Genomic DNA, 23,508 nt, shown 5'->3' on the forward strand with positions numbered 1-23,508 from the left:
CGTCAGCCGCGTCCGCGATATCCGGACACATCCTGCGGCGGGATCCATGCGCCTTCGGGCGGGGCGCCCGTCTGCCAGAAGATGTCGATCGGCATGCCGCCACGCGGATACCAGTACGCCCCGATCCGCAGCCATACGGGATCGAGCAGGTCCACCAGCGTGGTCGCGATCTGCATGGAGCATTTTTCGTGGAAGGCGCCATGGTTGCGAAAGCTGGTCAGGAACAGCTTGAGCGACTTGCTCTCCACGATCCACTGGCGCGGGATGTAGTCGATGACGATATGCGCGAAATCCGGCTGTCCCGTCACGGGACATAGCGAGGTGAATTCGGGCGCGGTGAAGCGCACCACGTAACGCCTGTCCGCGTCGGGCGCGGGCACACGTTCGAGGATGGCTTCCTCGGGGCTGGTGGGCTGGGTGGTGTTGCAGCCAAGCTGCGTCAGCGTCTGGCTGCCATCGTCCGGCCGCGCAGGGGACGGGGTAGAGGAGGACATGGGTGTTTTCTTTCCACGGTTTGCCTGATGGGCGGGTGATGCCGGACGGGATATGGCGACGTCAATGGATTGCCATGCCATTTTGCCCGCTGTTGCAACCTGTGTGCGTCATGATAACACAGCAGTCATGGCACCTGCATCCCGAACCGAATTCCCCGATCCGGTCCTTGTGACCACAACGGCAGAGCTGGACGCGGTGACCGCGCGGCTGCGTCGCGAACCCTTCATCACGATCGACACGGAATTCGTGCGCGAACGCACCTACTGGCCGGAACTGTGCCTGGTGCAGCTTGCCGGCGCGGACGAGGTCGTGGTCGTCGATACGCTGGCGCCGGGCATGGACCTGACATCCCTTGGCGAACTCCTTGCCGACGAAGGGGTTATCAAGGTGTTTCATGCCGCGCGGCAGGATCTGGAGATTTTCCTGCACCTGTTCGACCGCCTGCCGCAGCCACTGTTCGATACGCAGGTCGCGGCGATGGTGGCGGGATACGGGGACCAGGTGGGGTATGACAACCTCGTCGCCTCGGTCGTGGGGGCGCAGATCGACAAGTCGCACCGTTTTTCCGACTGGGCCGCGCGCCCGCTTTCGGCGGCGCAGATCAATTACGCCGCCGCCGATGTGACCTACCTGCGCGAGGTGTACCAGCGCCTTGTCGCGCAACTGGAGCGTGAAGGGCGGCTGGAGTGGATGACGGCGGAGATGGATGTCCTCAATTCCCCCGCCACCTTCCGCCCCGATCCGCAGACGCTGTGGGAACGCATGCGCCCGCGCACCAGCAACCGCCGGATGCTGGGCATGCTGCGTGCCATCGCGGCGTGGCGGGAACTGGAGGCCCAGCGCGTCAATGTCCCGCGCCAGCGCCTGGTGAAGGATGAGAGCCTGATGGAAATCGCCGCCACCGCGCCCGGCGATGTCGATGCGCTGGCGCGGGTGCGTGGCATTTCGCGCGGCTTTGCCGAGGGGCGCAGCGGGCAGGCCCTGCTGGAGACGATCGCGACCGCACGGCGCGAACCCGATGCCTCCCTGCCACGCCCGCCAAAGGGCCGGGGCAAGGATGCGGCGCGCCCGTCGGCCGCGCTGGTGGCGATGCTCAAGGTGCTGCTGGCGGCGTGCTGTGAACGCCATCGCGTTGCGCCGAAGCTTGTGGCCTCGGCCGAGGATATCGACCGCCTCGCGCTGGAGGACGCGCCCGAAATCCCCGCGTTGCAGGGCTGGCGGCGGGAGGTGTTCGGCACGCAGGCGCTGGCGCTGAAGTCGGGGGAACTGACGCTGGGGGTGGCCGACGGCGCGATCCGGCTGATCCGCGCCTGAGGGGCGGTGCGTACTCCGCAGGTTTTACCATGGTTGCGAACAGGTTATCTCCACCCTTGTCCACAAGATTTTGTGGTACGCTGGTTGAGTCACCTACAATATAAGCCTATTTTGCCCTCAATTCCGCGTAATGGAGTGTGAGCGATGGCGATGGAATGGACCGAGGAGACGATCGCGCGTCTTCGCGACCTGTGGCAGCAGGGATTGTCAACGGCGGAAATTGGCCGCCAGTTGTCAGTGACCAAGAACGCGGTCGTCGGAAAGGCACATCGGCTGGGTCTGAAGCCACGCCCGTCGCCTATCCGCCGGGGGGCGAAGGCGGACAAATCCGTGGACAAGGCGACACCGGCCCCGGCGGCACAGGACGCGGCGGCCCGGACGCCCGCGACACCAGCCCCTGCGGCGGATGTGACGGTCACGGAAGTTTCCGTGGCGGTGGTGGCGACTCCGGCCCCCGAACCCACTGCCGCTGCCCCGGCGGCACCCGCAGCGGTGGCGGCCCCTGTCGCCCCCGTTGTGGAAGAAAACACCGTTTCCGCCCCGGCACCGGCCGCCGCCGTGGCCGCACCCCCGCCATCCATGCCTGCCCCGGCCGCCGCGCCGACTGTTGCTGACAGCGCCGCCGACACCGTATCGCCAAAGCCTGCTGCCGCCCCGGCCCCCAAGGCCGCGCCCGCCGCCGCGGCGGAGGAAGCCGCGGCACGTCCCGCGGCCAAGGCCCCGCGCAAGGCAACACCCACGCGTGCCGAACGTGCCGCCGCCGCCCGGGCCGCCGTAACCCCGCCGCGCCGTCGCAGCAGCCAGTCCTGCTGCTGGCCGCTGGGCGATCCGGGCACGCCGGGTTTCCATTTCTGTGGCGCGACCCCGCTGCCGGGTAAGCCCTACTGCGCCGAACATGCGCAGCTTGCCTATGTGAAGCTGCGTGACCGCCGCGACAATGTCGCCTGAGCGGCGCGCGTCCTGAGGGGATATCCCCGGGCGCCGCGCCTGTGACGGATATGAAAAAGCCGCCGGGAACATGACGTTCCGGCGGCTTTTTTCATGGATATCCGCAAGGCGCGCGCACCCTGCCGGGTGGGTCGCTGCGCCACATGGCCGCAACACCCGCGCGATGCCGCATGGCGCGGCGGGCGGGCGTCATGGCCGTGGGCGCGCTGCGACCGGCCCTCAGGGGGTCTGCGGCTTCTCGGCGGGGGCGGCGGCCGGTGCTGCGGCCGGGGCCTCGGGCTTGGGGGAGGTGATCATTTCAAGCTGCCCCGAAACCTGGCCACCATCCTCGACCTTCAGGCGGCGGCACTTCGCCGTGCCCAGCAGGCGGCCGGTGGAACGGATCGTAAGACCGCCCTGCACCGTCAGCGTGCCGTCGATGGTGCCGGCCAGTTCGGCGTCTTCCACCTCGACCTCACCCTTGAAGACACCGCCATCGGCGATCAGCAGTTCGGTGGCGTTGATCATGGAGGATTCGACCATCCCCTCCACGACCAGGCGTTCGGCGTCCTTGATGGTGCCCTGGACGCTGATGCCACGGCCAACGACCAGCGTGCGGCGGTCATTTTCCTTTTTCGCGCCGGTCGTGGGCATGCCCGGACGCGTGGCGCCTGCGGGCGTGGCGTTGGGGCTCTGGGGGAAGGGCGGACGGGCCATCGGCGCGTTTTCCTTGTTGGCTGGTGTGGAAGAAGGCGCTGGGCGCGCGGATTGCGGAGTGGCTGCCTGAGGCTTGGCGGCTGGCTTGGCCGGTTCTGGCTTACGACGTCTGAACAATATTACCCCGCTTCATCTGGCTGTATCCGGTGCTGGGAATAGTCCGGATCGATCTTCGCTCTCGTGCCGGACAGGCAGGTCCCTGCTCTTGTTTCGGTTATACGCGCGCATGACCCCGCGACAAGGGCGAACGTCGCGTGGCGATTGTGAAAAACGTGCTGGCATTGCGGTTTGCCTGCCCCGGTGATAGCGAATGCGCAACTTAGTCATACGTAATATTGGTCATTTCATGGCGACGTTTGTGCGATGATGCCATGCGATGTGCAAAGAGGGGACGGAGAGTTGGAAAAGAACACGGAAAATTCGGGACAGGCCACGGAATGCAGGTTCGATATCCTCGGGATCGGCAATGCGATCGTCGATATCCTGGCCCCTGTCGCCCCTTCCTTCCTGGCCGCCAATGACATGACGCCGGGTGGCATGATGCTGATCGACGCCATCCGTGCGCAGGAACTCGGCCGCGAGATCCGGCGTGAAAAGGAAATGGGCGGCGGGTCGGCGGCCAATACCTGCGTCGTGGCGTCGAACATGGGCGCGCGCGTCGCCTATCTGGGCAAGGTGGCCGATGACGCGACCGGCCGTACCTTTGCCGCCGACATGCAGGCGGCGGGCGTGTATTTCCCGTCCGTCCCGCTCAAGGGCAAGGACGCGCAGCAGCAGCCAACCGCAAGCTGCCTGATCCTTGTCACCCCCGACGGGCAGCGCACGATGAACACCTACCTTGGCGCATGCGTGTCGTTCGGGCCGGACGACGTGCTGCCCGACGTGGTGACGGCGTCGAAGGTGACCTATATGGAGGGCTACCTGTTCGACCGGCCGGAGGCGCAGGCCGCCTTCCGCCGGGCCGCGGAAATCGCGCACGCGGCGGGCCGCCGGGTTGCGCTGTCGCTGTCGGATGCGTTCTGCGTGGACCGCCACCGTGACGCGTTCCTCGACCTCGTGCGCGGGCATGTCGATATCCTGTTCGCCAACGAGATGGAGATCCTCTCGCTCTACCAGGTCAAGGAATTCGACGACGCGCTGCGCCAGGTCTCCGCCGATACGCATTTCGCCGTCCTGACCCGCAGCGAGAAGGGCAGCGTCATCGTGCAGGACCAGCAGCAGATCGTCATCGAAAGCGTGCGCACGCAGGTCGTGGACACCACGGGCGCGGGCGACGCCTATGCCGCGGGCTTCCTCGCGGGGTGGACGTCGGGGCGCGAACTGGCCGAATGCGGCCGCCTCGGCAGTGTGGCTGCGTCCGAAGTGATCTCCCACTATGGCGCGCGGCCGCTGATCAACATGCGCCAGGACATGGGGTTCTGATCGCGGGCAGGACAGAATTCATCACCGGGATGCGCGGATGGCGTGAAGTTTCGCGTGCAATCCGCGCCAGTCCCCTTTATCTACGCCACAGCACCCAACAATGCCGCCATGTCGCTCGGGCCTGAACTGCCCGCACGGGCGGCGCGCCCTCTTGGCGCCCCCGCAAGGAAAGTCAGGTTACAACCGTTATGGATATCCGTAATATCGCCATCATCGCGCACGTCGATCATGGCAAGACCACGCTGGTTGACCAGCTTCTGAAACAGTCGGGCTCGTTCCGCGACAACCAGCATGTCGCCGAACGCGCGATGGACAGCAACGACCTGGAGCGTGAGCGCGGCATCACGATCCTGGCGAAGTGCACGTCCGTCGTGTGGAAGGACACCCGCATCAACATCATCGACACCCCGGGCCATGCCGACTTCGGCGGCGAGGTGGAGCGTATCCTGAGCATGGTGGACGGCGCGGTCGTGCTGGTCGATTCCGCCGAAGGCGCGCTGCCGCAGACGAAGTTCGTCGTCGGCAAGGCGCTGGCCCGCGGGCTGAAGCCGATCGTGGTCGTCAACAAGATCGACCGTGGCGACGCCCGCCCCGACGAAGTGCATAACGAGATCTTCGACCTGTTCGCCGCCCTTGGCGCGAATGACGAACAGCTTGACTTCCCGATGCTCTACGCCTCCGGCCGCCAGGGCTGGGCGGATCTGGAGATCGACGGCCCGCGCAAGGACCTGTCGCCGCTGTTCGACCTGATCCTGCGTCACGTCCCGCCGCCGAAGGTCAACAAGGATGCGCCGTTCGCGATGGTCGCGACCATCCTGGAGAACGACAACTTCCTTGGCCGCGTGCTGACCGGGCGTGTGGAGCAGGGCACCGCAAAGATGAACATGCCGGTGCATGTGCTGCGTCCCGACGGTTCGGTCGTCGAAACCGGCCGCCTGACGAAGCTGCTGTCCTTCCGCGGGCTGGACCGCGTGCCGGTGGAAGAGGTCGAGGCCGGTGACATCGTGGCCGTGGCCGGCCTGTCCGAGGCGACGATCCCCGAAACCATCGCCGCCCTCGAGGTGAAGGAGCCGCTGCCCTCCACCCCCGTCGATCCGCCGACGCTGTCGATGACCTTCCGCCTCAATGACGGTCCGCTGGGCGGGCGCGAAGGCAAGAAGGTCACGTCGCGCCAGATCCGCGACCGCCTGTTCAAGGAAACCGAAGGCAACATCGCCATCCGCGTGTCCGAAAGCCCCGAGAGCGAGGCGTTCGAGGTTGCGGGCCGTGGCGAACTGCAGCTTGGCGTCCTGATCGAGCAGATGCGCCGCGAAGGCTTCGAACTGACCATCGGCCGCCCCCGCGTGCTGTTCCGCACGAACGAGGAAACCGGTGAGCGCGAGGAACCGTTCGAGGAAGTCCTGATCGACGTGGACGAGCCGTATTCCGGCGTCGTGGTCGAGAAGATGGCCCTGCGCAAGGGCATCATGCAGGACATGCAGCCGTCCGGCGGCGGCAAGGTGCGCCTGACGTTCCAGATCCCCTCACGCGGGCTGATCGGCTATCACGGCGAATTCCTGACCGACACGCGCGGTTCGGGCATCATGAACCGCCTGTTCTCCGGCTACCAGCCCTATGTCGGGCCGATCGCGGGGCGTCGCAACGGTTCGCTGATCTCCTCCGAAGATGGTACGACGACGCAGTATTCGCTGTTCTCGCTGCAGGATCGCGGCACGCTGTTCGTCGATGCGGGCGAGAAGGTCTATGTCGGCATGATCATCGGGGAACATTCGCGTGAGAATGACCTCGAGGTGAACCCGATCCGTGAAAAGAAGCTGACCAACATCCGTGCCGCCGGCAAGGACGAGGCCCTGCTGCTGATCCCGCCGCGCAAGATGAACCTTGAGCAGGCCATCGCCTATATCGAGGATGACGAACTGGTGGAGGTCACGCCGTCGGCCGTGCGTATCCGCAAGCGTTACCTCGACCCGCATGAGCGCAAGAAGCGCGAGCGTTCGGGCACCGTGGACTGACATAGACCGGTAGCGCGACCCAGCCCATCGTTGCCTGCATCCACCGCAACCATTCGTAATGTTTCTGGCATTGTGATTGCGGTGGGAATGCGGCAATTATGGGTTTCGCTCCGAAAATTTAAAATTTTTAATTCGAGACGTGGGCTCACGGCGCATGTTAAATCCATGACTGTCGAATCGGGCTGGTGTCGTTGCCGGTCCGGCGCAGGCATTGGGATTTTATCCCGATTGTTGGAGATAAGAGTTCATGATCGTTTCGACCCGCCGTTTCCTGGCCGCCCTGTCCGCAGTCGCCGTGATGGGCGTTGCGTCCCCCCTGATGGCGCAGACCACCCCTGCTGAACCGACCGCCCCGGCAGTGTCCGGCCCGGAGCATGCGCCCGACGCCGCTGCCGGCGACGCGGCCGCCGCTGGCGAAAAGAAGGTCCATCATGGTGGTCACCACCACGGTGGCAAGCACCACGGCAAGAAGAAGGCCGCCGAGGCCGAAGCGCCTGCCGCTGCGCAGTAATGTCGCATGAGCGTCGGCCCCCGGGCCGGCGCGCCATGTCTGCATGATGCACGAAAACGGGGCCCGGATTTATCCGGCCCCGTTTTTTGTTGCCTGCGTGGGATATGGGTAAATGTAAGGAATAAAAGTTTTTGGGTGCCGCCTTTTTCCAAAAAGGCGGCGTTCTTCGAAGCTTTTTGCAAAAAGCTTCACCAAAAACTTTTATGACTCAGGTCATCCGGCAGGCGCTTACTGCGCGTAACGGTCGATCGACAGGTCGAGGCTGGGGATTTCGGTCGGGCGCTGGCTGATCATGTCGGACAGCAGCTTTCCCGACCCGCAGGCCATCGTCCATCCCAGCGTCCCGTGGCCGGTATTGAACCACAGGTTGCCAAACCGTTTCGACCCGCCGATGACGGGTGTCCCGTCGGGCGTGTTCGGGCGCAGGCCGGTCCAGTACACCGCCTGCGACAGGTCGCCGCCGCCAAACAGTTCGGAGAAACATTCCTCCAGCCCCGCGCGCCGGTCACGGCTGAGGCGGGTGTTATACCCCGCCAGTTCCGCCGTCCCGCCAATGCGGATGCGATCGCCAAGCCGCGTGATCGCGACCTTGTAGCGGTCATCGTTGACGGTGGAGGTCGGCGCGCGGCTTTCATCCGTCACCGGCAGCGTCAGCGAATATCCCTTGACCGGATAGACCGGCAGCTTCAGCCCCAGCGGGCGGACAAGGCGCGGCGCATAACTGCCAAGGGCGACGACATAGGCATCGCCCGTGATGCGCCCGGCGGAGGTCCGCACACCGAGGATTTCGTCAGCCGAGGCGTCGAGCGCCTGGATTGTGGTTTCATACCGGAACGTCACCCCCAGTTCGGCCGCCTTCTGCGCCAGGCGCTGGGTGAACATGTGCGCATCCCCCGATTCGTCACCCGGCAGGCGCAGCCCCGCGCGCAGCAGGTGGCGCGACCCCGACAGGCCGGGTTCGTACTGCGCGATCTGGTCGGGGTTGAGCAGTTCGTGTTCCACCCCATGCTGTGACAGGACCTGCATGTCCTTGTGCGCCTTGGCGACGTCGCGGTCGGTGCGGAACAACTGGATCAGGCCGCGCTGGCGGTCGTCATAGGTGATGCCGGTCTCCGCACGCAGCGCGTCAAGGCAGTCGCGGCTGTAGGTCGCAACGCGCAGCATGCGTGACTTGTTGATGTCATAGGCATGGGCGTTGCAGTTGCGCAGGACCTGCATCATCCAGCCGAACATCGCGAAATCGATGCGCGGGCGGATGATCATGGGGCTGGCGGTGCTGCACATCCATTTCAGGACCTGCAACGGCAGGCCCGGCCCGGCCCATGGCGCGGAATAGCCGGGGGAGACCTGTCCCGCATTGGCGAAGGAGGTTTCCATCGCGGCGGCGGGCTGGCGGTCGATCACCTCGACCTCGTGCCCCTGTTTGGCGAGGTACCATGCGGCCGTCACACCAATCACGCCCGAGCCCAGAATAATAACCTTCACCCGCTGCCCCTTCCTGTTACATCGCATGATCTGCGCGCGATGCTATCGCCCGCGCCCACGGGGTCAAGCACCGCGCGGCCGATCCGTGGCACGGCGTCATAACATTATGTGTCGAAATATGTATGCGGTGTTTTCAGGCCGTTGGCACGCCCCTGCTGGTGGAATATTCGAAATGCAGCGCCGTGTCGGGATGGACGATGGGATGGATGGCGTGCGCGGCCATGGCGCATTCGCTGAACCCCTGCAGGATCAGCTTCAGCTTCCCCGGATAGGACGCGACATCCCCCACGGCAAAGATGCCGGGCATGCTGCTTTCGCAGGTGGACGGCGTGACGGGAATGGTGCCCCGGACGGTGTCCAGCCCCCATTGCGCGATGGGGCCAAGATCGGTCGCCAGCCCGAAGAACGGCAGCAGCGTCTGGCACGGGACATGCAGTACCTCGCCATCAAGGGTGATGAGGTCCACACCATCGAGCACGCCGTCATTCCCGTGCAGGCCGTGAAGCTGGTAGCCGACCAGCTTTTCGATCTCGCCGCGTTCCACGGCCTCGTCCATCTGGCGCAGGCTTTCGGGGGCGGCGCGGAAGCGGTTGCGGCGGTGGACGATGGTCACGCGCGCGGCCACGTCACGCAGCGACAGCGCCCAGTCCACCGCCGAATCCCCGCCACCGGCGATCAGGACATGCTGGCCCGCGAAATCGGCGCGGCGGCGGACATAGTACCGCACGGCGCCGCTTTTCTCGAACGCCTCCAGCCCCTCGAGCGGCGGGCGGTTGGGGCCGAATGCGCCAGCACCGGCGGCGATGATGACGGCATGGGCGCGAATCGTGTCGCCACGGCTGGTACGCAGGGTGAACGCCCCGCGCGTGCCCGACAGTTCCTCCACCCGGCGGCCCAGCAGGCGCGGGATGTCGAACGGCGCGATCTGCCGGTCAAGTGCCGCGATCAGGTCGCCGCCCGCGATGGCGGGATGGGCGGGAATGTCATAGATCGGCTTTTCGGGATACAGCGCGGTGCACTGCCCGCCGATTTCATCAAGCGCGTCGATCAGCACGCAGCCCAGCTTGAGCATGGCGCATTCGAACGCGGCGAACAGGCCGGCAGGCCCCGCGCCGATAATGGCGACATCGGTGGTAAGGCTGGCGGTGTCGGTCATTGCTGTTATGTCCTGCAATCCGTGTCTGTTCGGTGTCCTGCTGCGTTGTGCGTCGCATGACGCGCCAGCGCAACCCACAAAAATGGCACAAACCCCGCGAAAACGCCCCCCTGCGGACCGTGTGGCGCGGGGTAAATGGTGCGCGTGCGGAACAGGCGTGCGGGCATGCGGCTTCGTCTTGTCTGCGCATGTGTCATGGGCGCACAATACCCTCATGACGCAGACGGACATGACACCTTCGCCCGCCCCGGACGTGGCGCGCATCTTCCTGCCCGATGACGCGGCGACGATGGCGCTGGGCCGGGCGCTGGCGCCCCTGCTGCATGCGGGGGATGCGGTGCTGCTGCGCGGGGACCTTGGCGCGGGGAAGACGACGCTGGCGCGCGCGCTGCTGCGGACGCTGTGCCACGACCCGGCGATGGAGGTGCCAAGCCCGTCCTATACGCTGGTGCAGACCTATGATGCCCCGGGCGTGGAGGTGTCGCATTTCGACCTGTGGCGCCTCGATGGTCCGGGCGCGCTGGTCGAACTGGGCTGGGATGATGCGTGCGAGGGGATCGTGCTGGTGGAATGGCCCGAACGCCTGGGCGAACTTACCCCGCCCGGCGCGCGGCATGTCGATCTGCTGGTGCGGGCCGATGGCGGGCGCGACGCCGTGCTGCGCGGATGGGGGGCACAGGCAGGGGCCGTGGCGCGGCTGGTCGAAGACGCGATGAAACAGGCAGGAGAGCAGGCATGAGTGTGGACATGCCCGAAACGGCGATGATCTTCGCCGCCGGGATGGGGCGGCGGATGCGCCCGCTGAGCGAGACGACCCCCAAGCCCCTGCTGAAGGTCGGGGGACAGGCGATCCTGTGCCATGCGCTTGACCGGCTGGACCGTGCGGGCGTGGGGCGCGTGGTGGTCAACGCCCACTGGCACGCCGACATGGTGGCCGCGGCGCTGGAGGCCCGGCGCGCGGCCGGCGATGGCCCGCGCACCGTGCTGCGGCGGGAGGACGAACTGCTGGAGACGGGGGGCAGCGCGGCGGCCGCCCTGCGCGCGGGGCAGATCGGGCCGGGGCCGTTCTTCCTGCTCAATGGCGATGCGATGTGGCTCAACGGCCCGCAGGCGGCGCTGCGGCGGCTGGCGGCGGCGTTCGACCCGGCGAAGATGGATGCGATGCTGCTGCTGGGTGCGATGACGCGCGCGGTGGGGGAGGTCGGGCGTGGCGACTTCGCCGTGGACGCGCAGGGCAGGCCGCGCCGGCCAAAGGGCGGGGAACTGACGCCCTATGTCTATACCGGGGTGCAGATCGTCTCCCCCGCCTTGTTCGAGGACGCGCCGGATGGGGCGTTCAGCCTGAACCTGCTGTGGGACCGGGCGATGGCGCGCGGGCGGCTGGGCATGATCGTCCATGATTCGCTGTGGTTCCACCTGTCGCGCCCGCAGGACATCGCGGCGGCGGAGGCCACGTTGCGCAGCACGCTCGACCCCGACCATGACGATAGCGGGGTGCACGGCTGATGGCGCAGGCCACCCCCGGCGCGCGTCCCGGCGCGTCCCGCGTCGTCACCATCGCCCATCACGTTCCCTTCCTCGACCAGCTTGCGGCGCGCTGGATGGCGGAGGTGGACAATGACCCGCAGCGCACCGGCGCGGGGCTGATCCTGCTGCCCAGCAGGCGTGCCGCGCGTGCGTTGACGGAGGCGTTCCTGCGCCGTGCCGATGGCCGTGCGCTGCTGCTGCCGCGCATCGCGCCGATCGCGGCGCTGGACGAGGCCGCACTTGCCCTGTCGGGGGAGGCCGCACTGGAACTGCCGCCCGCCGTGGAGCCCATGCGCCGCCTTGCGACGCTGACGCTGCTGGTGCTGCAGGCGGGGACGGCGTTTGGTGACGTGCGCACCGTGGACCAGGCCTGGCCGCTGGCGCGCGCGCTGGCCGACCTGATGGACGAGGCGGAATGGGCGGAATGTGACCTGCGCGAACGCCTGCCCGAAGCCGCCGATGGCGATTTCGCGCAGCACTGGGACCTGACGCTGAAATTCCTGTCGATCGTGACCGGTATCTGGCCGACATGGCTGGAGGAGCAGGGGGTGATGAACCCTGTCGCCCGGCAGGTCGCGCTGTTGCATGCGCAGGCCGCGCACTGGCGCGAAACCCCCCTGCCCAAGGGCCAGCGCCTGTGGGCGGCGGGGTTTTCGGACGCCGTGCCCTCCACGGTGGCGGTGCTGCGCACGGTGCTGGACATGCCCGGCGGGCGGCTGGTGCTGACGCCGGTGGACATGGACATGGACGCGGACACATGGGCCGCCCTGCCGCCGGGCCATCCGCAGGCAGGGACCGCGCGCATGCTGGCCGACCTCGGCGTCATGCGCGAGGAACTGGAGGTCTGGGACGACCTGCCCGCAGGCTGCGTGGCCGCCGCGCCACCGGGACGCGCGACACTGCTGTCGAACGCGCTGCTGCCGGCCCCGGCGCTGGGGCAGTGGCTGGACCCCGCGCCCCCGCCGGAACTGCGGGGCCTGTCGGTCCTGCACGCGGCGGACCAGCAGGAGGAAGCGGCCGCCATCGCGCTGATCCTGCGCCAGGCGATCGAACGGCCGGGACAGCCCGCCGCCCTTGTCACGCCGGACCGGGCACTGGCGGGACGTGTGGCGACCGAACTGGCGCGCTGGGGCGTCATTGCCGATGACAGCGCGGGGGAGGGGCTGGCGACCACGCCGCAGGCCACGTTCCTGCGCCTGATCGTGCAGGCCGTCGATGCCGGGCTGTCGCCGGTCGCCCTCCTGTCGATGCTCAAGCATCCGCTGGCGGCCTGCGGGCTGTCGCCGGGGAACTGCCGTGCGTCGGCCCGCCTGCTGGAACGCGCGGTCCTGCGCGGGCCTGCGCCGCCACCGGGGATCGCGGGCCTGCGCGCCGCCCTGTCGCGCACGACACAGGATGAACATGGCGCGCTGGCCGATGCGCCGGATGCGCCGCAGGAACTTTCCGCCTTCCTTGACCGGCTGGAACGCGCGCTCGACCCGCTGCTGTCGTGCGCGTCCGGCGGGGCGGAGGTGGTGGACCTGCTTTCCGCCCTTGTGGAGGCGGCGCAGGCGCTGGCGGCGACCGATACCGAAGACGGGGCCGCGCGCCTGTGGTCGGGGGAGGAAGGCAATGCGCTGGGTGCGCACCTGGCGGAACTGCTGACATGGTGCGACGTGCTGCCGGCGCAGCGGGTCGGCGCGCTGGATGGTCTGCTGGCCTCGTCGCTGGCGGGGGTGACGGTGCGTGGCCGCCGCGCCCTGCGCGGGCGTGAACAGGTGGCGGTGCATCCGCGCGTCTTCATCTGGGGCCTGCTGGAGGCCCGGTTGCAGACGGCGGGGACCATCGTGCTGGGCGGGCTGGTGGAAACCGTCTGGCCGCCTGCCACCGATCCGGGACCGTGGATGAGCCGCCCGATGCGCACGCGCATCTGCCTGCCGTCGCCCGAATGCGTCATCGGGCAGGCGGCGCATGATTTCATCGCCTGCGCCTGTGCCGCGCCCAACGTGGTGCTGTCGGTGCCGGGACGCAGGCAGGGCGCGCCCGCGGTCGCCGCGCGGTGGCTGGTGCGGCTCGATGCCTATCTTTCGGGGCGTGGGGCGGGTATCGCCGAACATCCGGCGCTGTCATGGCTGGAACAGCTTGACCGTCCCTCCGGCGCGCCCGCGCCCGTCGCCCCGCCGCGCCCGTGCCCGCCGGTGTCGATGCGCCCGCGCAGCCTGTCGGTGACGGAGATCGAGACATGGATGCGCGACCCCTATGCCATCTATGCCCGGCGGATCCTCGGGCTGAAACGCCTTGCCGATCTGGAGGAAATGGCTGACGCCGCCGATTACGGGGAAATCGTCCATGACGCGCTGGACCAGTGGTTCACGCGCTATCCCGACCGCTGGCCCGCGGATGGGGAGGCACGGATGGTACGCGTGTTCGCCGAAGTGCTGGAGGCGGCGCGCCTGCGCCCGGCGCTGGCGGCATGGTGGGCGCCACGGCTGGAGCGCATCGCGCGCTGGTGCGCCGCGACGGAATCCGGGCGCCGTGGCGATGGCGCGCCGCGCACCGTCTTGACCGAGCTTTCGGGGCGGATGGAACTGTCGGGCTTTTCCTTCGGCACGTTCGTGCTGCGCGGCCGGGCCGACCGGATCGACCGCGACGCCGAAGGGGGCCTGAGCCTGTTCGATTACAAGACCGGAACCCTGCCCACGCGCGCCAGCGTGCTGGCGGGATGGCAGTCGCAACTGGTGCTGGAGGCCGCGATGATCGAGGCGGGCGGCTTCGCCCCTGATGCGGTGGGGCATGTGACGGAACTGGTGTACTGGCGTCTGACGGGCGGCCACGTCCCGGCGCAGGTGCTCGACATCGCGCGTGGCGAGGAACTGTCGGACCTGATCGCGCAGTGCCGGGATGGCCTGCGCAGGCGTGTCGCGGCCTATGACACCGCGCAGATGCCCTATCTGTCGCATCCCCATCCGGGGCAGGAACCGCGCTTTGCCGATTACGCCCATCTGGCGCGGGTCGCGGAATGGAGCGCTGCGCGAGAGGAGGACATGGCATGACGATGACACCCGACGGGGCCGCCTCCGCCGCCCATGCGCCCGATGCCATCACGCTTGCGAACGAAAGCCAGGCGCAGGCGTCCGACCCGCAGGCCTCGGTCTTCGTCTCCGCCTCCGCCGGGAGTGGCAAGACAAAGCTGCTGATCGACCGTCTCCTGCGGCTGATGCTGCCGCGTCCGGGCCATGATGCGCAGGGGCATGCGGTGCTGCTGCCGGGGTCGGACCCGTCGCGCATCCTGTGCCTGACCTTTACCAAGGCGGCGGCGGCGGAAATGGCCGTGCGGCTGCAGAAACGGCTGGGCCGGTGGGTGACGCTGCCGGACCGTGAACTTGACGCGGAACTGCGTGGCCTGTTCGTCCCGGCGGAGGCCCGCACCCGGCAGGTGGCGCGCGAACTGTTCGCCCGCGTGCTCGACCTGCCCGGCGGCATGCGCATCGGCACGATCCACGCCTTCTGCCAGTCGCTGCTGCGGCGTTTCCCGGTGGAGGCGGCGATCAGCCCGCATTTCACGCTGGTGGAGGAAACCGATGCGCGCCTTGCCCTGCAGGGCGCGGTGGAGGAGGTGGTCGGGCGCGGCGGGGACGCCGTCACCGCGCTTGCGGGGCAGGTGGGCATTGGCGAGTTTACCGCGCTGATTACACGGATCCAGGCGCGACTGCGGCAGTTCCGCACCGTTGCCGAACGCTGGCGCACCGAACCCGCGGTGGTGGATGCGGCGCTGCGCCGGGTCCTGGGCGTGCGTGGCGATAACGCGCAGGCCATCCTGCGCGATGCCTGCGCCGACATCCCGGACGAGGACGCATTGCGTGACGGCCTGCGCATGGTGGCGGAGCAGGGATCGCCCAAGGTGCGCACGACGGCGGCCGGGATGCTGGCGTGGCTGGGGCAGGATGCGCAGGCGCGGGCCGCGCAGTGGGACGACTGGCGCAGGGCGCTGGTGAAACAGGATGGCGAACCGCGCAAGCGCGGAGGCGTGAACGCGGCGCTGGACAGGAACCACCCGGAAATCGGTGACGCCCTGATGGCGGAGGCGCAGCGCATCATCGATGTGGAGGCGCAGTTGCGCGCGCTGACGGTGCGTGACCTCAGCCGCGCGCTGCTGTCGGTCGCGGCCCCGGTGGTGGAGGGATATGCCGCACGCAAGACCGGGCAGGGGCTGGTCGATTATGATGACCTGATCGAACGCACGCTTGGCCTGCTGGATGATCCGGGGGCGGCATGGGTGCTGTACAAGCTTGATGGCGGGATCGACCACCTCCTGCTCGACGAGGTGCAGGATACCTCGCCCCAGCAATGGGCGATCGCCGGTGGCCTGACGGCGGAGTTCTTTGCGGGAACGGGTGCGCGCGAACATGACGGTCCGCCGCGCACGATCTTTGCCGTGGGGGATTACAAGCAGTCGATCTACTCCTTTCAGGGCGCGGACCCGGAGGCCTTCCGTTACTGGCGCGAACGCTTCCGCCACAAGGCGCGGGAGGCGGAGGCGCGCTGGCGTGAACCGGCGCTGACGGTGTCGTTCCGCTCCACCACGCCGGTGCTGGCGCTGGTGGACCGGGTGTTTTCCATCCCCGCCGCCGCCCGTGGCGTGGCCGAACCCGACAGCGGCATCCCCACCCATGTCACCGCGCGTCCCGGCGGCGGCGGGCGCGTCGAACTGTGGCCCGTCACGCCCAAGGGCGAGGATGGGGAGGATCCGGACCCGTGGGATGCCCCCACCAGCAATGCGGGACAGTCCACGGCGCAGCAGCAGTTGGCCGATACGCTGGCGGCATGGATCGCGGGTGAACTGCGCCGCGTGCCGCCGCCGGGGCAGGCGCCGCTTGCGCCCGGTGACGTGCTGATCCTCGTGCCGCGCCGCTCTGCCTTTGCCCGCGCGCTGATCCGTGCGCTCAAGACGCAGGACGTGCCGGTGGCGACACTGGTGCGCACGGTGCTGACGGACCAGTTGGCGGTGCAGGACCTCATGGCGCTGTGCGCGGCGCTGCTGCTGCCGCAGGACGACCTGACGCTGGCCTGTGTCCTGACCTCGCCACTTGGCGGGCTGGATGATGACAGCCTGATGCACCTGTGCATGGGGCGGCAGCGGCGGCCACTGTGGGCGGTCCTGCGTGAACGCCATGGCGAACGGCCCGAATGGGCGGCGGCGTGGCGGATGCTCGACACCCTGTTTGGCAAGGTTGACTACGCCTCGCCCTATGCCCTGCTGTCGGAGGCGCTCGGCCCGCTGGGCGGTCGCGCGCGTCTGCTTGCACGGCTGGGGCCGGAGGCGGTGGAGCCTGTGGGCGAACTGCTCTCCGCCGCCCTGCGCTTCGAGGAGGCGCATGCCGTGTCGCTGCAGGGATTCCTGCACTGGCTTCACGCGTCGGAGGAAACGGTCAAGCACGAACCCGACGCATCGGCCGACATGGTGCGCGTCATGACCGCCCACGGGGCCAAGGGATTGCAGGCGCGGCTTGTCATCCTGCCCGACACGGTGGGCACGCCGCGTTTCGACCGTGGCCTGCTGTGGGCGCATGACCCGCAAAGCAGGCTGGATATCCCGCTGTGGATTCCGCGCAGCGAACTGGGCACCGGGGTGACGCAGGCGCTGCAGGACCGGCTGAAGCTTGCGGCGGCGGAGGAATATAACCGCCTGCTGTATGTCGCCCTGACCCGGGCGAGCGAGCGTCTGGTGGTCTGCGGGTGGGAGCCACGCCGGGGCGTGCCCGAGGACTGCTGGTACGATCTGTGCCGCAAGGCGCTGGAGGCCGAGGGCGCAAAGGCCGAGGACTTCGCGCTTGGCTGGTCCGGGGAGGCGCTGGTGATCGAGGAGGCCTATGCCCCGTGTCCCGAAGCCGCCCCGCCGCCCCCGCCGCGCGTGGATGTGCCCCCGCCGCGCTGGATGGGCACGGCGCCGGACTGGACGCCCGTGCCGCCGCCAGTGGAAGGGCCGCTGGCGCGCCCGCTGGCGCCCAGCCGTCCCGATGACATCGCCCTTGGCCCGCAGCCTGCCGTGCGTTCCCCGCTGGAGATCGCGCAGGCCGGGGCAGGGGGACGCAGTGCGGGCACACGCCGGATGAATGCGCTGCGGCGCGGGCAGATGGTGCATGCGCTGTTGCAGTACCTGCCCGACTGCGCGCCCTCCGAACGGGCGGAGGTGGCGCGCCGGTGGCTGTCGCGCCGGGGTAGCGGCCTGTCGGCGGCGCAGTGCGAACAGGTCGCGCGCCAGGTGATGGCGGTGATGGAAATGCCGGAGATGGCGCCCCTGTTCGCGCCCGGCAGCCGTGCGGAGCAGCCACTGGCCGGTGTCGTGGGGGAGACGGTGGTCGTGGGGCAGGTCGATCGCATGGCCGTGACCGACGACGAGGTGCTGCTGTGTGATTTCAAGACCAACCGCCAGCCCCCCGCCCGCGTTGAGGACACGCCGGTGCTGTACCTGCGGCAGATGGCGTCGTACCGTGCGCTGCTGCGCATGCTCTATCCGGGGCGGAAGGTGACGTGCATCCTTGTCTGGACCGAGGATGTGCGCGTCAGTGTCCTGCCCGATGCGCTGGTCGCGGCCAATGCGCCAGCGCGGATTGCATCGCAGTGATGTCTTGACCCCGCGCCAAAGGGTCGCCATGTCGGATGGACCGATCATGTCGCGGCCCGTGCCGCGATCAACAGGAGTGATGCAATGAGCGAGAACACCGTCGCCGTAAAGGACGCCGAATTCCAGAAGCAGGTACTGGAATCCAGCGAACCCGTTCTGGTCGATTTCTGGGCCGAATGGTGCGGGCCGTGCAAGATGGTCGCCCCGGCGCTGGAAGAAATCGGCGCGGAGTTCAAGGGCAAGCTCAAGGTGGTGAAGGTCAATATCGACGAAAACCCCGAAACGCCCAACACCTATGGCGTGCGTGGCATCCCGACCATGCTGATCTTCAAGGGCGGCAAGGTCGTCGCGGACAAGGTCGGCGCGGCCCCCAAGACGCAGCTTAAGGAATGGGTGAAGGCCAGCCTCGCCTGAACACTGGCGGCCCGTCATGCACCGCTGTTGCGGGCGTGACCTGCCCGGGCTCTGCCCGGACCCGGCAGGGAGCGCGCTCCCTGCACCCTGATCTGTTTATGAAATCATGGTTTCCAAAGGTCCGCGACCTTTGGTGGGGGTTCGGGGGCAAAGCCCCTGAAGACCTGCGGCACGTCACGCAATGCCGTCGCAGGGATGGACCATCCGGGCGCTGCCCGGACCCGGCAGGGAGCGCGCTCCCTGCACCCTGATCTGTTTATGAAGTCATGGTTTCCAAAGGTCCGCGACCTTTGGTGGGGTTTCAGGAGCAACGCCCCTGAGACAACGCTACCCCGCGCGTGCGACGTCGGTCCATGTCGTCGGCGTCGCGCCCGCATGGCGCAGGCCGGCGCGCAGGCCGGGACTGCACAGCGTTTCGAATTCGGCCACATGTTCATAGGTCGGCATCAGGCGCTGCAGCAGTTTGTTCTTTGCCGTGGCCGGGTGGAAATAGATTTCCGACAGCCCGTCGGGCAGGTGCGCGGCCAGGGCGGAGACACGCTCCGTCGTCATGTGGCCGCTCCACGCCAGGCCAAAGCACCAGTCATTGGTCACCAGCCCCGCCTTGTGCGCCTGATGTCGCAAAAGCCGCGTCCAGCGCCGCAGCGCCGCATCGCCCAGCGTGTCGGCATAGGTGCCCGCCGCGAACAGCGGCTGCGGCGGTTCCAGCGGCACGCGCACCGCGCGCAGGCCATGACGCAGGCCGCTTTCGATCATGTAGCGCCCGACCGTGGGATGCAGGTGCATGTGCTTGTGCGCGTTGGCATGGTCCAGCGCCAGCCCCGTGCGGGCAAAGGCGCGGAACTGGGCCTCGATCTCGGCGGCGAGTTCGCGGCGCACGGCGGGGCGGAAGAAATATTCCACGCCCAGCTTCAACTGGTCGGACGGGAACTGCCCGTCCTGCGGCACCAGAAGCGGGATGTCCGCGGGCGGCAGGGTGGCCGGTCCCTCGATCGCGACAAGGTGCAGCCCCACCCGCAGGTCGGGCAGGCGCTTTGCCCGGCGGATCGCATCCTCCGCCGCGGGACCGGCGACCATCAGGCTCGCGGTGGACAGCAGGCCATCGCGATGCGCGATCTCGACGGCTTCGTTCACCTCTTCCGACAGGCCGAAATCATCGGCGGATATGATGACGCGTTTCATGACAGCAGGGAACCGGATGTAGCGATACCAGAAAAAACGCCGGAACCCGAAGGCCCCGGCGCATGGAAATGCCCGATGGCGATCAGGCCGCGCGACGTTCGCGCAGGAACTGGAAGAATTCCACCCCTTCGCGCAGGCGGCGCTTCATCATCTGCGGGCTGCGGACCATCTCGTTCAGGATCGAGGCGATCTTGGGCGCGCGGAAATAGAACTTCCGGTAGAAATCCTCGACACTGTTGAAGATTTCGGTGTGCGACAGGTGCGGGTAATGCAGCGGCGCGATCTGCACGCCGTTTTCATCAATCAGTTCCGCATTGCTGGCGTCGAGCCAGCCATTCTCCGTCGCCTGCTTGTGCAGGAACGTCCCCGGATAGGGTGCCGCCAGCGAAACCTGCAGCGTGTGCGGGTTGATTTCGGTCGCGAACTTGATGGTTTCCTGAATGGTCTCCTTCGTCTCGCCCGGCAGGCCGAGGATGAAGGTGCCATGGATCTTGATGCCGAGTTCGTGGCAGTTCTTGGTGAACTCACGCGCGACCTCGACCCGCATGCCCTTCTTGATGTTGTGAAGGATCTGCTGGTTGCCGCTCTCGTACCCGACCAGAAGCAGGCGCAGGCCGTTGGCCTTGAGCACCTCGAGCGTCTTGCGCGGCACGTTCGCCTTTGCGTTGCACGACCACGTCACACCCAGCTTGCCAAGTTCCTTGGCAATCGCCTCGGCGCGCGGCAGGTCATCGGTGAAGGTGTCGTCGTCGAAGAAGAATTCCTTGACCTGCGGGAAATACTGCTTCGCCAGGCGGATTTCGGCGGCCACGTGCTCGGGGCTGCGGGTGCGGTAGTGATGGCCACCGACCGTCTGCGGCCACAGGCAGAACGTGCAGCGCGACTTGCACCCGCGACCCGTATAGATCGAGATGTAGGGGTGCATCAGGTAACCGATGAAGTAATCCTCGATCTTCAGGTCACGCTTGTACACCTCGGTCACGAACGGCAGGCTGTCCATGTCCTCGATCATCGCGCGGTCGCGGTTGGAAATGATCTTGCCATCCGGGTCGCGCCAGGTGATGCCATCGACATCCTTCCAGTCGCGGCCTTCGGCGATTTCCTTGATGGTGTAGTCGAATTCGTTGCGCGCCACGAAATCGACCGGCGGTGCGTTCAGCAGGCTTTCCTCCGGCTGCACGGCGACCTTCGCGCCGACCATGCCGATCTTGACCGCCGGATTCGCGTCCTTGAGCATCTGCGCCACCCGCACGTCGGACGCAAAGGACGGGGTGGAGGTGTGCATGATGACGAGGTCGCGGTTGCGCACGTCCTCAAGGATCGGTTCCATGCCCATGCGCGCCGGCGGTGCGTCAATCAGGCGGCTGCCTTCGACCATGGCGGCAGGCTGCGCCAGCCATGTCGGATACCAGAACGACTTGATTTCCCGCTTGGCCTGATAGCGGGAGCCGGCCCCGCCATCGAATCCGTCGAAGGAAGGCGGCTGGAGAAACAGGGTCTTCATCATGTTACGCGAATCCTCGGGTCTGAAAGGGGCTCACTCCCCCGCGCGACCGCAGTTGCCTTGACTGGTTTGGTTTGGCCTGCCCGGCCCCCGACGGCGTCAGTCGCCGGGGGAAGCAGGTTGTGATCGGGGTGTCATAGCGGAATGTGGCGAAATATGCATAGTCTGTCCGCGCCACGCCACGCGCGTGCCCGTGACGCTGCCGACCATGATGCCCGCCGACAGCCAGTCGCGCAGCGGCAGCAGGAACAGCGGGACAAGGCTGCGCTGCGCCAGTGCACGGTCCATGACGAACGCGCAGATGGCGCGTGCCACCCATACCGACACGAAGAACATCCATGTCCATGTCGCATGGGGGGCGAACACCACCACCATCGTGGCCCAGAACAGCGGTAGCTGGATGGCCGACGCTGCATAGCCCAGGGGCTCCAGCGTCTTGACCGTCCGGCCCCAGCGCAGTTCATGGGCCAGCACCTCACGCAGGGAACGTTCCCCCACGGTGGTCCATGTCATGCACGCGGCAATGGCGATGTCCTTGCCCTGTTCGCGCACATACCGGCCCAGCATCGCGTCGTCGGCGACATGCGGGACCAGCGCCTCCAGCCCGCCGATGGCCTGCAGCATGGACCGCCGCAGCGCCATGGTCGCACCAAGGCAGTCCTGCCGCCCAAGGTAGCGCGACAGCATGACGCCGGGCAGGAAATTGTGGTTGATCTGTCCCGCCGCCAGCAGGCGAGGCAGGGTGGGGGACGCGGGCAGCCCCGCGTAAAGCGTGGTGACCAGCCCGACATTGGGGGGAACCAGTGCGCCGACCACATGGCGCAGGTAATCCGGGGCCACGTGGATGTCCGAATCGGAAATGACCAGCACGTCATGCCGCGCGCGCGGCATCATGTTGATCAGGTTCCCGATCTTGCGGTTGATCCCGTGGAATGTCGGGTCGATGACCAGTTCGATATCCAGCGCCGGGTGGCGTTCGCACAGGCGCCGCACGATGGGGATGGCGGCGTCATCTTCGGACTGGACGCCAAAGATGATCTGCATGGCGGGATAATCCTGCGTGCAGAAGCTTTCGAGCGCTTCTTCCAGCAGGGGTTCATCGCCATGCAGTGGCTTGAGCACCGTGACCGGGGGCATGGGCACGGCCTGATCGGCGCGTTTTTCCTGCACGCGGAAGCGTGAAACCAGAAAAGTGCCTAGCGTCGCCTGTACGCACCCGGCCACCGCGACTGCCGCGGCCAGACCGGATGGTGAGACAAGGGCGTTAAGAACAGACATCATCTTTCCGGCTGGGTCGCGCGTGCATGATATAACATCGGTGATCCGGTCCGTAACCCGAAGCCCGGGTCATCCGGCCGAAAAGACCTTGATCTTCTTCTGTAACAGATCGATCAGGTTTTGCACATTCCCGCCAGCCAGCGCGGAACGGAAATCGGAATGCTGCATGCCGACCTGGCTGATATTGCCATTCAGCAGCACGTCAACCACCTGATATCCCTTGGCCCCGTTCATGTGCATGACGTAATTGACCGCCGTGCCGGACGGGTCGTCCGATGATCCGATCTGGGTATCGACAATCTTGTTGCCGCCCACGGGCGCGTCACGGACTGCGGGATTGATGGTGAAGCGGGCGTCGGTGCCGGGCTTGAAGCTGGAAAGGTTGCGGGCGATCGTGAACTGGCGGAACGTGGACAGCAGCACCTGCTTCTGGTCCGGCGACAGCGTGGCATAGTGCGGACCGATGGAGGAGGACAGGATCGCCTCCAGGTCATACACGCGGTCGATGACCGGGCCGAGTTCCTGCGCACGCTGGTCGAACGAACCGCTGTTCTTGGCCTCGATGCGGGTCAGTTCGGCGTAAAGCGCCTTGATGGGGGCCTGCGGGTCGGATGCGGCCGCGGCCGCATGCGCCGAAGGAATGAAGGAAGGCAGGGCCGGGAGCGCCGACGCTGCCACCAGCCCGGCGCACAGCGCCAGAGACGTTGTTTTCAGGACATGTTTCATAATGATCATGATTTCGGTCCGATTGCCGTCTTTAGCAAGGGCTGGGTCATGCTGATTCCGACACCCAGCGCTTCCAGCGCGGTATTGGTGATCGCCTGCGCATCGAGGCCTGCCTCGTGGTACTGGGCGGCCTGGGTGTTGTGGTCGATGAAGCGGTCGGGCAGGGCCATGGGGCGGAAGCGCACGCGGTCGAGCAGCCCGGTCTTGGCCAGGTGCATCATCACGAACGCCCCG

General features: G+C 67.2%; 18 protein-coding genes and 1 pseudogene. 10 read left to right on the forward strand and 9 right to left on the reverse strand.

The annotated features are described in order from the left end of the window. Positions 1–2: 2 nt before the first annotated feature. Positions 3–494 (reverse strand): preQ(1) synthase, encoded by a 492-nt coding sequence (queF, locus tag HNH97_RS14730; RefSeq protein ID WP_171791371.1) that lies wholly within the window; start codon positions 492–494, stop codon positions 3–5. A 127-nt stretch (positions 495–621) separates the two neighbouring features. On the opposite strand from queF, the gene rnd reads away from it, so the two are divergent. Both rnd and HNH97_RS14740 read left to right on the forward strand, forming a co-directional pair. Then, positions 622–1,809 (forward strand): ribonuclease D, encoded by a 1,188-nt coding sequence (gene rnd, locus HNH97_RS14735; protein ID WP_171791372.1) that lies wholly within the window; start codon positions 622–624, stop codon positions 1,807–1,809. A 150-nt stretch (positions 1,810–1,959) separates the two neighbouring features. After that, complete coding sequence (locus tag HNH97_RS14740; RefSeq protein ID WP_408870069.1) at positions 1,960–2,757, forward strand: GcrA family cell cycle regulator; 798 nt, start codon at positions 1,960–1,962, stop codon at positions 2,755–2,757. A gap of 219 nt (positions 2,758–2,976) precedes the next feature. Here the strand turns inward: HNH97_RS14740 and HNH97_RS14745 are convergent, their stop codons facing one another. Continuing rightward, the gene (locus HNH97_RS14745; protein WP_110912960.1) at positions 2,977–3,453 is read right to left on the reverse strand and encodes a bactofilin family protein; all 477 of its coding nucleotides are present in this window, start codon (positions 3,451–3,453) and stop codon (positions 2,977–2,979) included. A 366-nt stretch (positions 3,454–3,819) separates the two neighbouring features. Between HNH97_RS14745 and HNH97_RS14750 the strand changes: the two genes are divergently transcribed. The 3 genes from HNH97_RS14750 to HNH97_RS14760 all read left to right on the forward strand — a co-directional run bounded on the left by HNH97_RS14750 (position 3,820) and on the right by HNH97_RS14760 (position 7,398). Then, a complete protein-coding gene (locus HNH97_RS14750; RefSeq protein ID WP_244949483.1) occupies positions 3,820–4,875 on the forward strand; it encodes an adenosine kinase in 1,056 nt (351 codons plus the stop codon). 188 nt (positions 4,876–5,063) lie between these two features. Next, positions 5,064–6,887, forward strand: a complete 1,824-nt coding sequence (gene typA, locus HNH97_RS14755) for a translational GTPase TypA (RefSeq protein ID WP_110094699.1) — start codon at positions 5,064–5,066, stop codon at positions 6,885–6,887. A gap of 247 nt (positions 6,888–7,134) precedes the next feature. Next, the gene (locus HNH97_RS14760) at positions 7,135–7,398 is read left to right on the forward strand and encodes a hypothetical protein (protein ID WP_110094698.1); all 264 of its coding nucleotides are present in this window, start codon (positions 7,135–7,137) and stop codon (positions 7,396–7,398) included. A 228-nt stretch (positions 7,399–7,626) separates the two neighbouring features. On the opposite strand, the gene HNH97_RS14765 is transcribed toward HNH97_RS14760, so the two are convergent. Together HNH97_RS14765 and HNH97_RS14770 are read right to left on the reverse strand one after the other, a co-directional pair. After that, positions 7,627–8,883, reverse strand: a complete 1,257-nt coding sequence (locus tag HNH97_RS14765; protein WP_171791375.1) for a D-amino acid dehydrogenase — start codon at positions 8,881–8,883, stop codon at positions 7,627–7,629. Positions 8,884–9,016: 133 nt separating this feature from the next. Continuing rightward, a complete protein-coding gene (locus tag HNH97_RS14770) occupies positions 9,017–10,039 on the reverse strand; it encodes an NAD(P)/FAD-dependent oxidoreductase (RefSeq protein ID WP_171791376.1) in 1,023 nt (340 codons plus the stop codon). A gap of 229 nt (positions 10,040–10,268) precedes the next feature. On the opposite strand from HNH97_RS14770, the gene tsaE reads away from it, so the two are divergent. The 5 genes from tsaE (at position 10,269) to trxA (ending at position 18,584) form a co-directional block, all read left to right on the forward strand. Beyond that, positions 10,269–10,778, forward strand: a complete 510-nt coding sequence (gene tsaE, locus HNH97_RS14775; protein WP_171791377.1) for a tRNA (adenosine(37)-N6)-threonylcarbamoyltransferase complex ATPase subunit type 1 TsaE — start codon at positions 10,269–10,271, stop codon at positions 10,776–10,778. Then, positions 10,775–11,545 carry a nucleotidyltransferase family protein gene (locus tag HNH97_RS14780; RefSeq protein ID WP_110912964.1) on the forward strand — a complete coding sequence of 257 codons (771 nt, stop codon included), beginning with the start codon at positions 10,775–10,777 and terminating at the stop codon, positions 11,543–11,545. The genes tsaE and HNH97_RS14780 overlap by 4 nt, the downstream gene beginning before the upstream one ends. Then, positions 11,545–14,598, forward strand: coding sequence for a double-strand break repair protein AddB (addB, locus tag HNH97_RS14785; RefSeq protein ID WP_171791378.1), 3,054 nt, complete (start codon positions 11,545–11,547; stop codon positions 14,596–14,598). The genes HNH97_RS14780 and addB overlap by 1 nt, the downstream gene beginning before the upstream one ends. Then, on the forward strand, positions 14,595–18,170 hold the full coding sequence (gene addA, locus HNH97_RS14790; RefSeq protein ID WP_244949482.1) for a double-strand break repair helicase AddA: 3,576 nt from the start codon (positions 14,595–14,597) through the stop codon (positions 18,168–18,170). The genes addB and addA overlap by 4 nt, the downstream gene beginning before the upstream one ends. 84 nt (positions 18,171–18,254) lie before the next feature. Then, positions 18,255–18,584, forward strand: a complete 330-nt coding sequence (gene trxA, locus HNH97_RS14795; RefSeq protein WP_110912967.1) for a thioredoxin TrxA — start codon at positions 18,255–18,257, stop codon at positions 18,582–18,584. Positions 18,585–18,911: 327 nt separating this feature from the next. Here trxA and hpnK read toward each other — a convergent pair whose 3' ends face one another. From hpnK to HNH97_RS14820, 5 genes and pseudogenes are all read right to left on the reverse strand, one after another. After that, entirely contained in the window at positions 18,912–19,766 is an 855-nt protein-coding gene (gene hpnK, locus HNH97_RS14800) for a hopanoid biosynthesis-associated protein HpnK (RefSeq protein WP_110912968.1), read from the reverse strand. 82 nt (positions 19,767–19,848) lie between these two features. Continuing rightward, positions 19,849–21,273 (reverse strand): hopanoid biosynthesis associated radical SAM protein HpnJ, encoded by a 1,425-nt coding sequence (gene hpnJ / locus HNH97_RS14805; RefSeq protein WP_003622006.1) that lies wholly within the window; start codon positions 21,271–21,273, stop codon positions 19,849–19,851. Positions 21,274–21,369: 96 nt separating this feature from the next. Further along, positions 21,370–22,548, reverse strand: a complete 1,179-nt coding sequence (hpnI, locus tag HNH97_RS14810) for a bacteriohopanetetrol glucosamine biosynthesis glycosyltransferase HpnI (RefSeq protein WP_171791384.1) — start codon at positions 22,546–22,548, stop codon at positions 21,370–21,372. Positions 22,549–22,617: 69 nt separating this feature from the next. Beyond that, a complete protein-coding gene (locus HNH97_RS14815) occupies positions 22,618–23,283 on the reverse strand; it encodes an ABC transporter substrate-binding protein (RefSeq protein WP_171791379.1) in 666 nt (221 codons plus the stop codon). Further along, a pseudogene (locus HNH97_RS14820) lies at positions 23,280–23,508 on the reverse strand (1-deoxy-D-xylulose-5-phosphate synthase); the annotation flags it as partial. The pseudogene HNH97_RS14820 and the gene HNH97_RS14815, both read right to left, overlap by 4 nt.

Source organism: Gluconacetobacter entanii (assembly GCF_013155425.1).
In the GTDB taxonomy this organism is placed as follows: Bacteria; Pseudomonadota; Alphaproteobacteria; order Acetobacterales; family Acetobacteraceae; genus Novacetimonas; species Novacetimonas entanii.

Coding starts and splice junctions, on each gene's coding strand:
- hpnK (WP_110912968.1), bottom strand. CDS start 19,766: ATGAAACGCGTCATCATATCCGCCGATGATTTCGGCCTGTCGGAAGAG.
- addB (WP_171791378.1), top strand. CDS start 11,545: ATGGCGCAGGCCACCCCCGGCGCGCGTCCCGGCGCGTCCCGCGTCGTC.
- trxA (WP_110912967.1), top strand. CDS start 18,255: ATGAGCGAGAACACCGTCGCCGTAAAGGACGCCGAATTCCAGAAGCAG.
- addA (WP_244949482.1), top strand. CDS start 14,595: ATGACGATGACACCCGACGGGGCCGCCTCCGCCGCCCATGCGCCCGAT.
- rnd (WP_171791372.1), top strand. CDS start 622: ATGGCACCTGCATCCCGAACCGAATTCCCCGATCCGGTCCTTGTGACC.
- HNH97_RS14815 (WP_171791379.1), bottom strand. CDS start 23,283: ATGATCATTATGAAACATGTCCTGAAAACAACGTCTCTGGCGCTGTGC.
- HNH97_RS14750 (WP_244949483.1), top strand. CDS start 3,820: ATGCCATGCGATGTGCAAAGAGGGGACGGAGAGTTGGAAAAGAACACG.
- HNH97_RS14740 (WP_408870069.1), top strand. CDS start 1,960: ATGGAATGGACCGAGGAGACGATCGCGCGTCTTCGCGACCTGTGGCAG.
- typA (WP_110094699.1), top strand. CDS start 5,064: ATGGATATCCGTAATATCGCCATCATCGCGCACGTCGATCATGGCAAG.
- tsaE (WP_171791377.1), top strand. CDS start 10,269: ATGACACCTTCGCCCGCCCCGGACGTGGCGCGCATCTTCCTGCCCGAT.
- HNH97_RS14745 (WP_110912960.1), bottom strand. CDS start 3,453: ATGGCCCGTCCGCCCTTCCCCCAGAGCCCCAACGCCACGCCCGCAGGC.
- HNH97_RS14760 (WP_110094698.1), top strand. CDS start 7,135: ATGATCGTTTCGACCCGCCGTTTCCTGGCCGCCCTGTCCGCAGTCGCC.
- hpnJ (WP_003622006.1), bottom strand. CDS start 21,273: ATGATGAAGACCCTGTTTCTCCAGCCGCCTTCCTTCGACGGATTCGAT.
- queF (WP_171791371.1), bottom strand. CDS start 494: ATGTCCTCCTCTACCCCGTCCCCTGCGCGGCCGGACGATGGCAGCCAG.
- HNH97_RS14780 (WP_110912964.1), top strand. CDS start 10,775: ATGAGTGTGGACATGCCCGAAACGGCGATGATCTTCGCCGCCGGGATG.
- HNH97_RS14770 (WP_171791376.1), bottom strand. CDS start 10,039: ATGACCGACACCGCCAGCCTTACCACCGATGTCGCCATTATCGGCGCG.
- hpnI (WP_171791384.1), bottom strand. CDS start 22,548: ATGTCTGTTCTTAACGCCCTTGTCTCACCATCCGGTCTGGCCGCGGCA.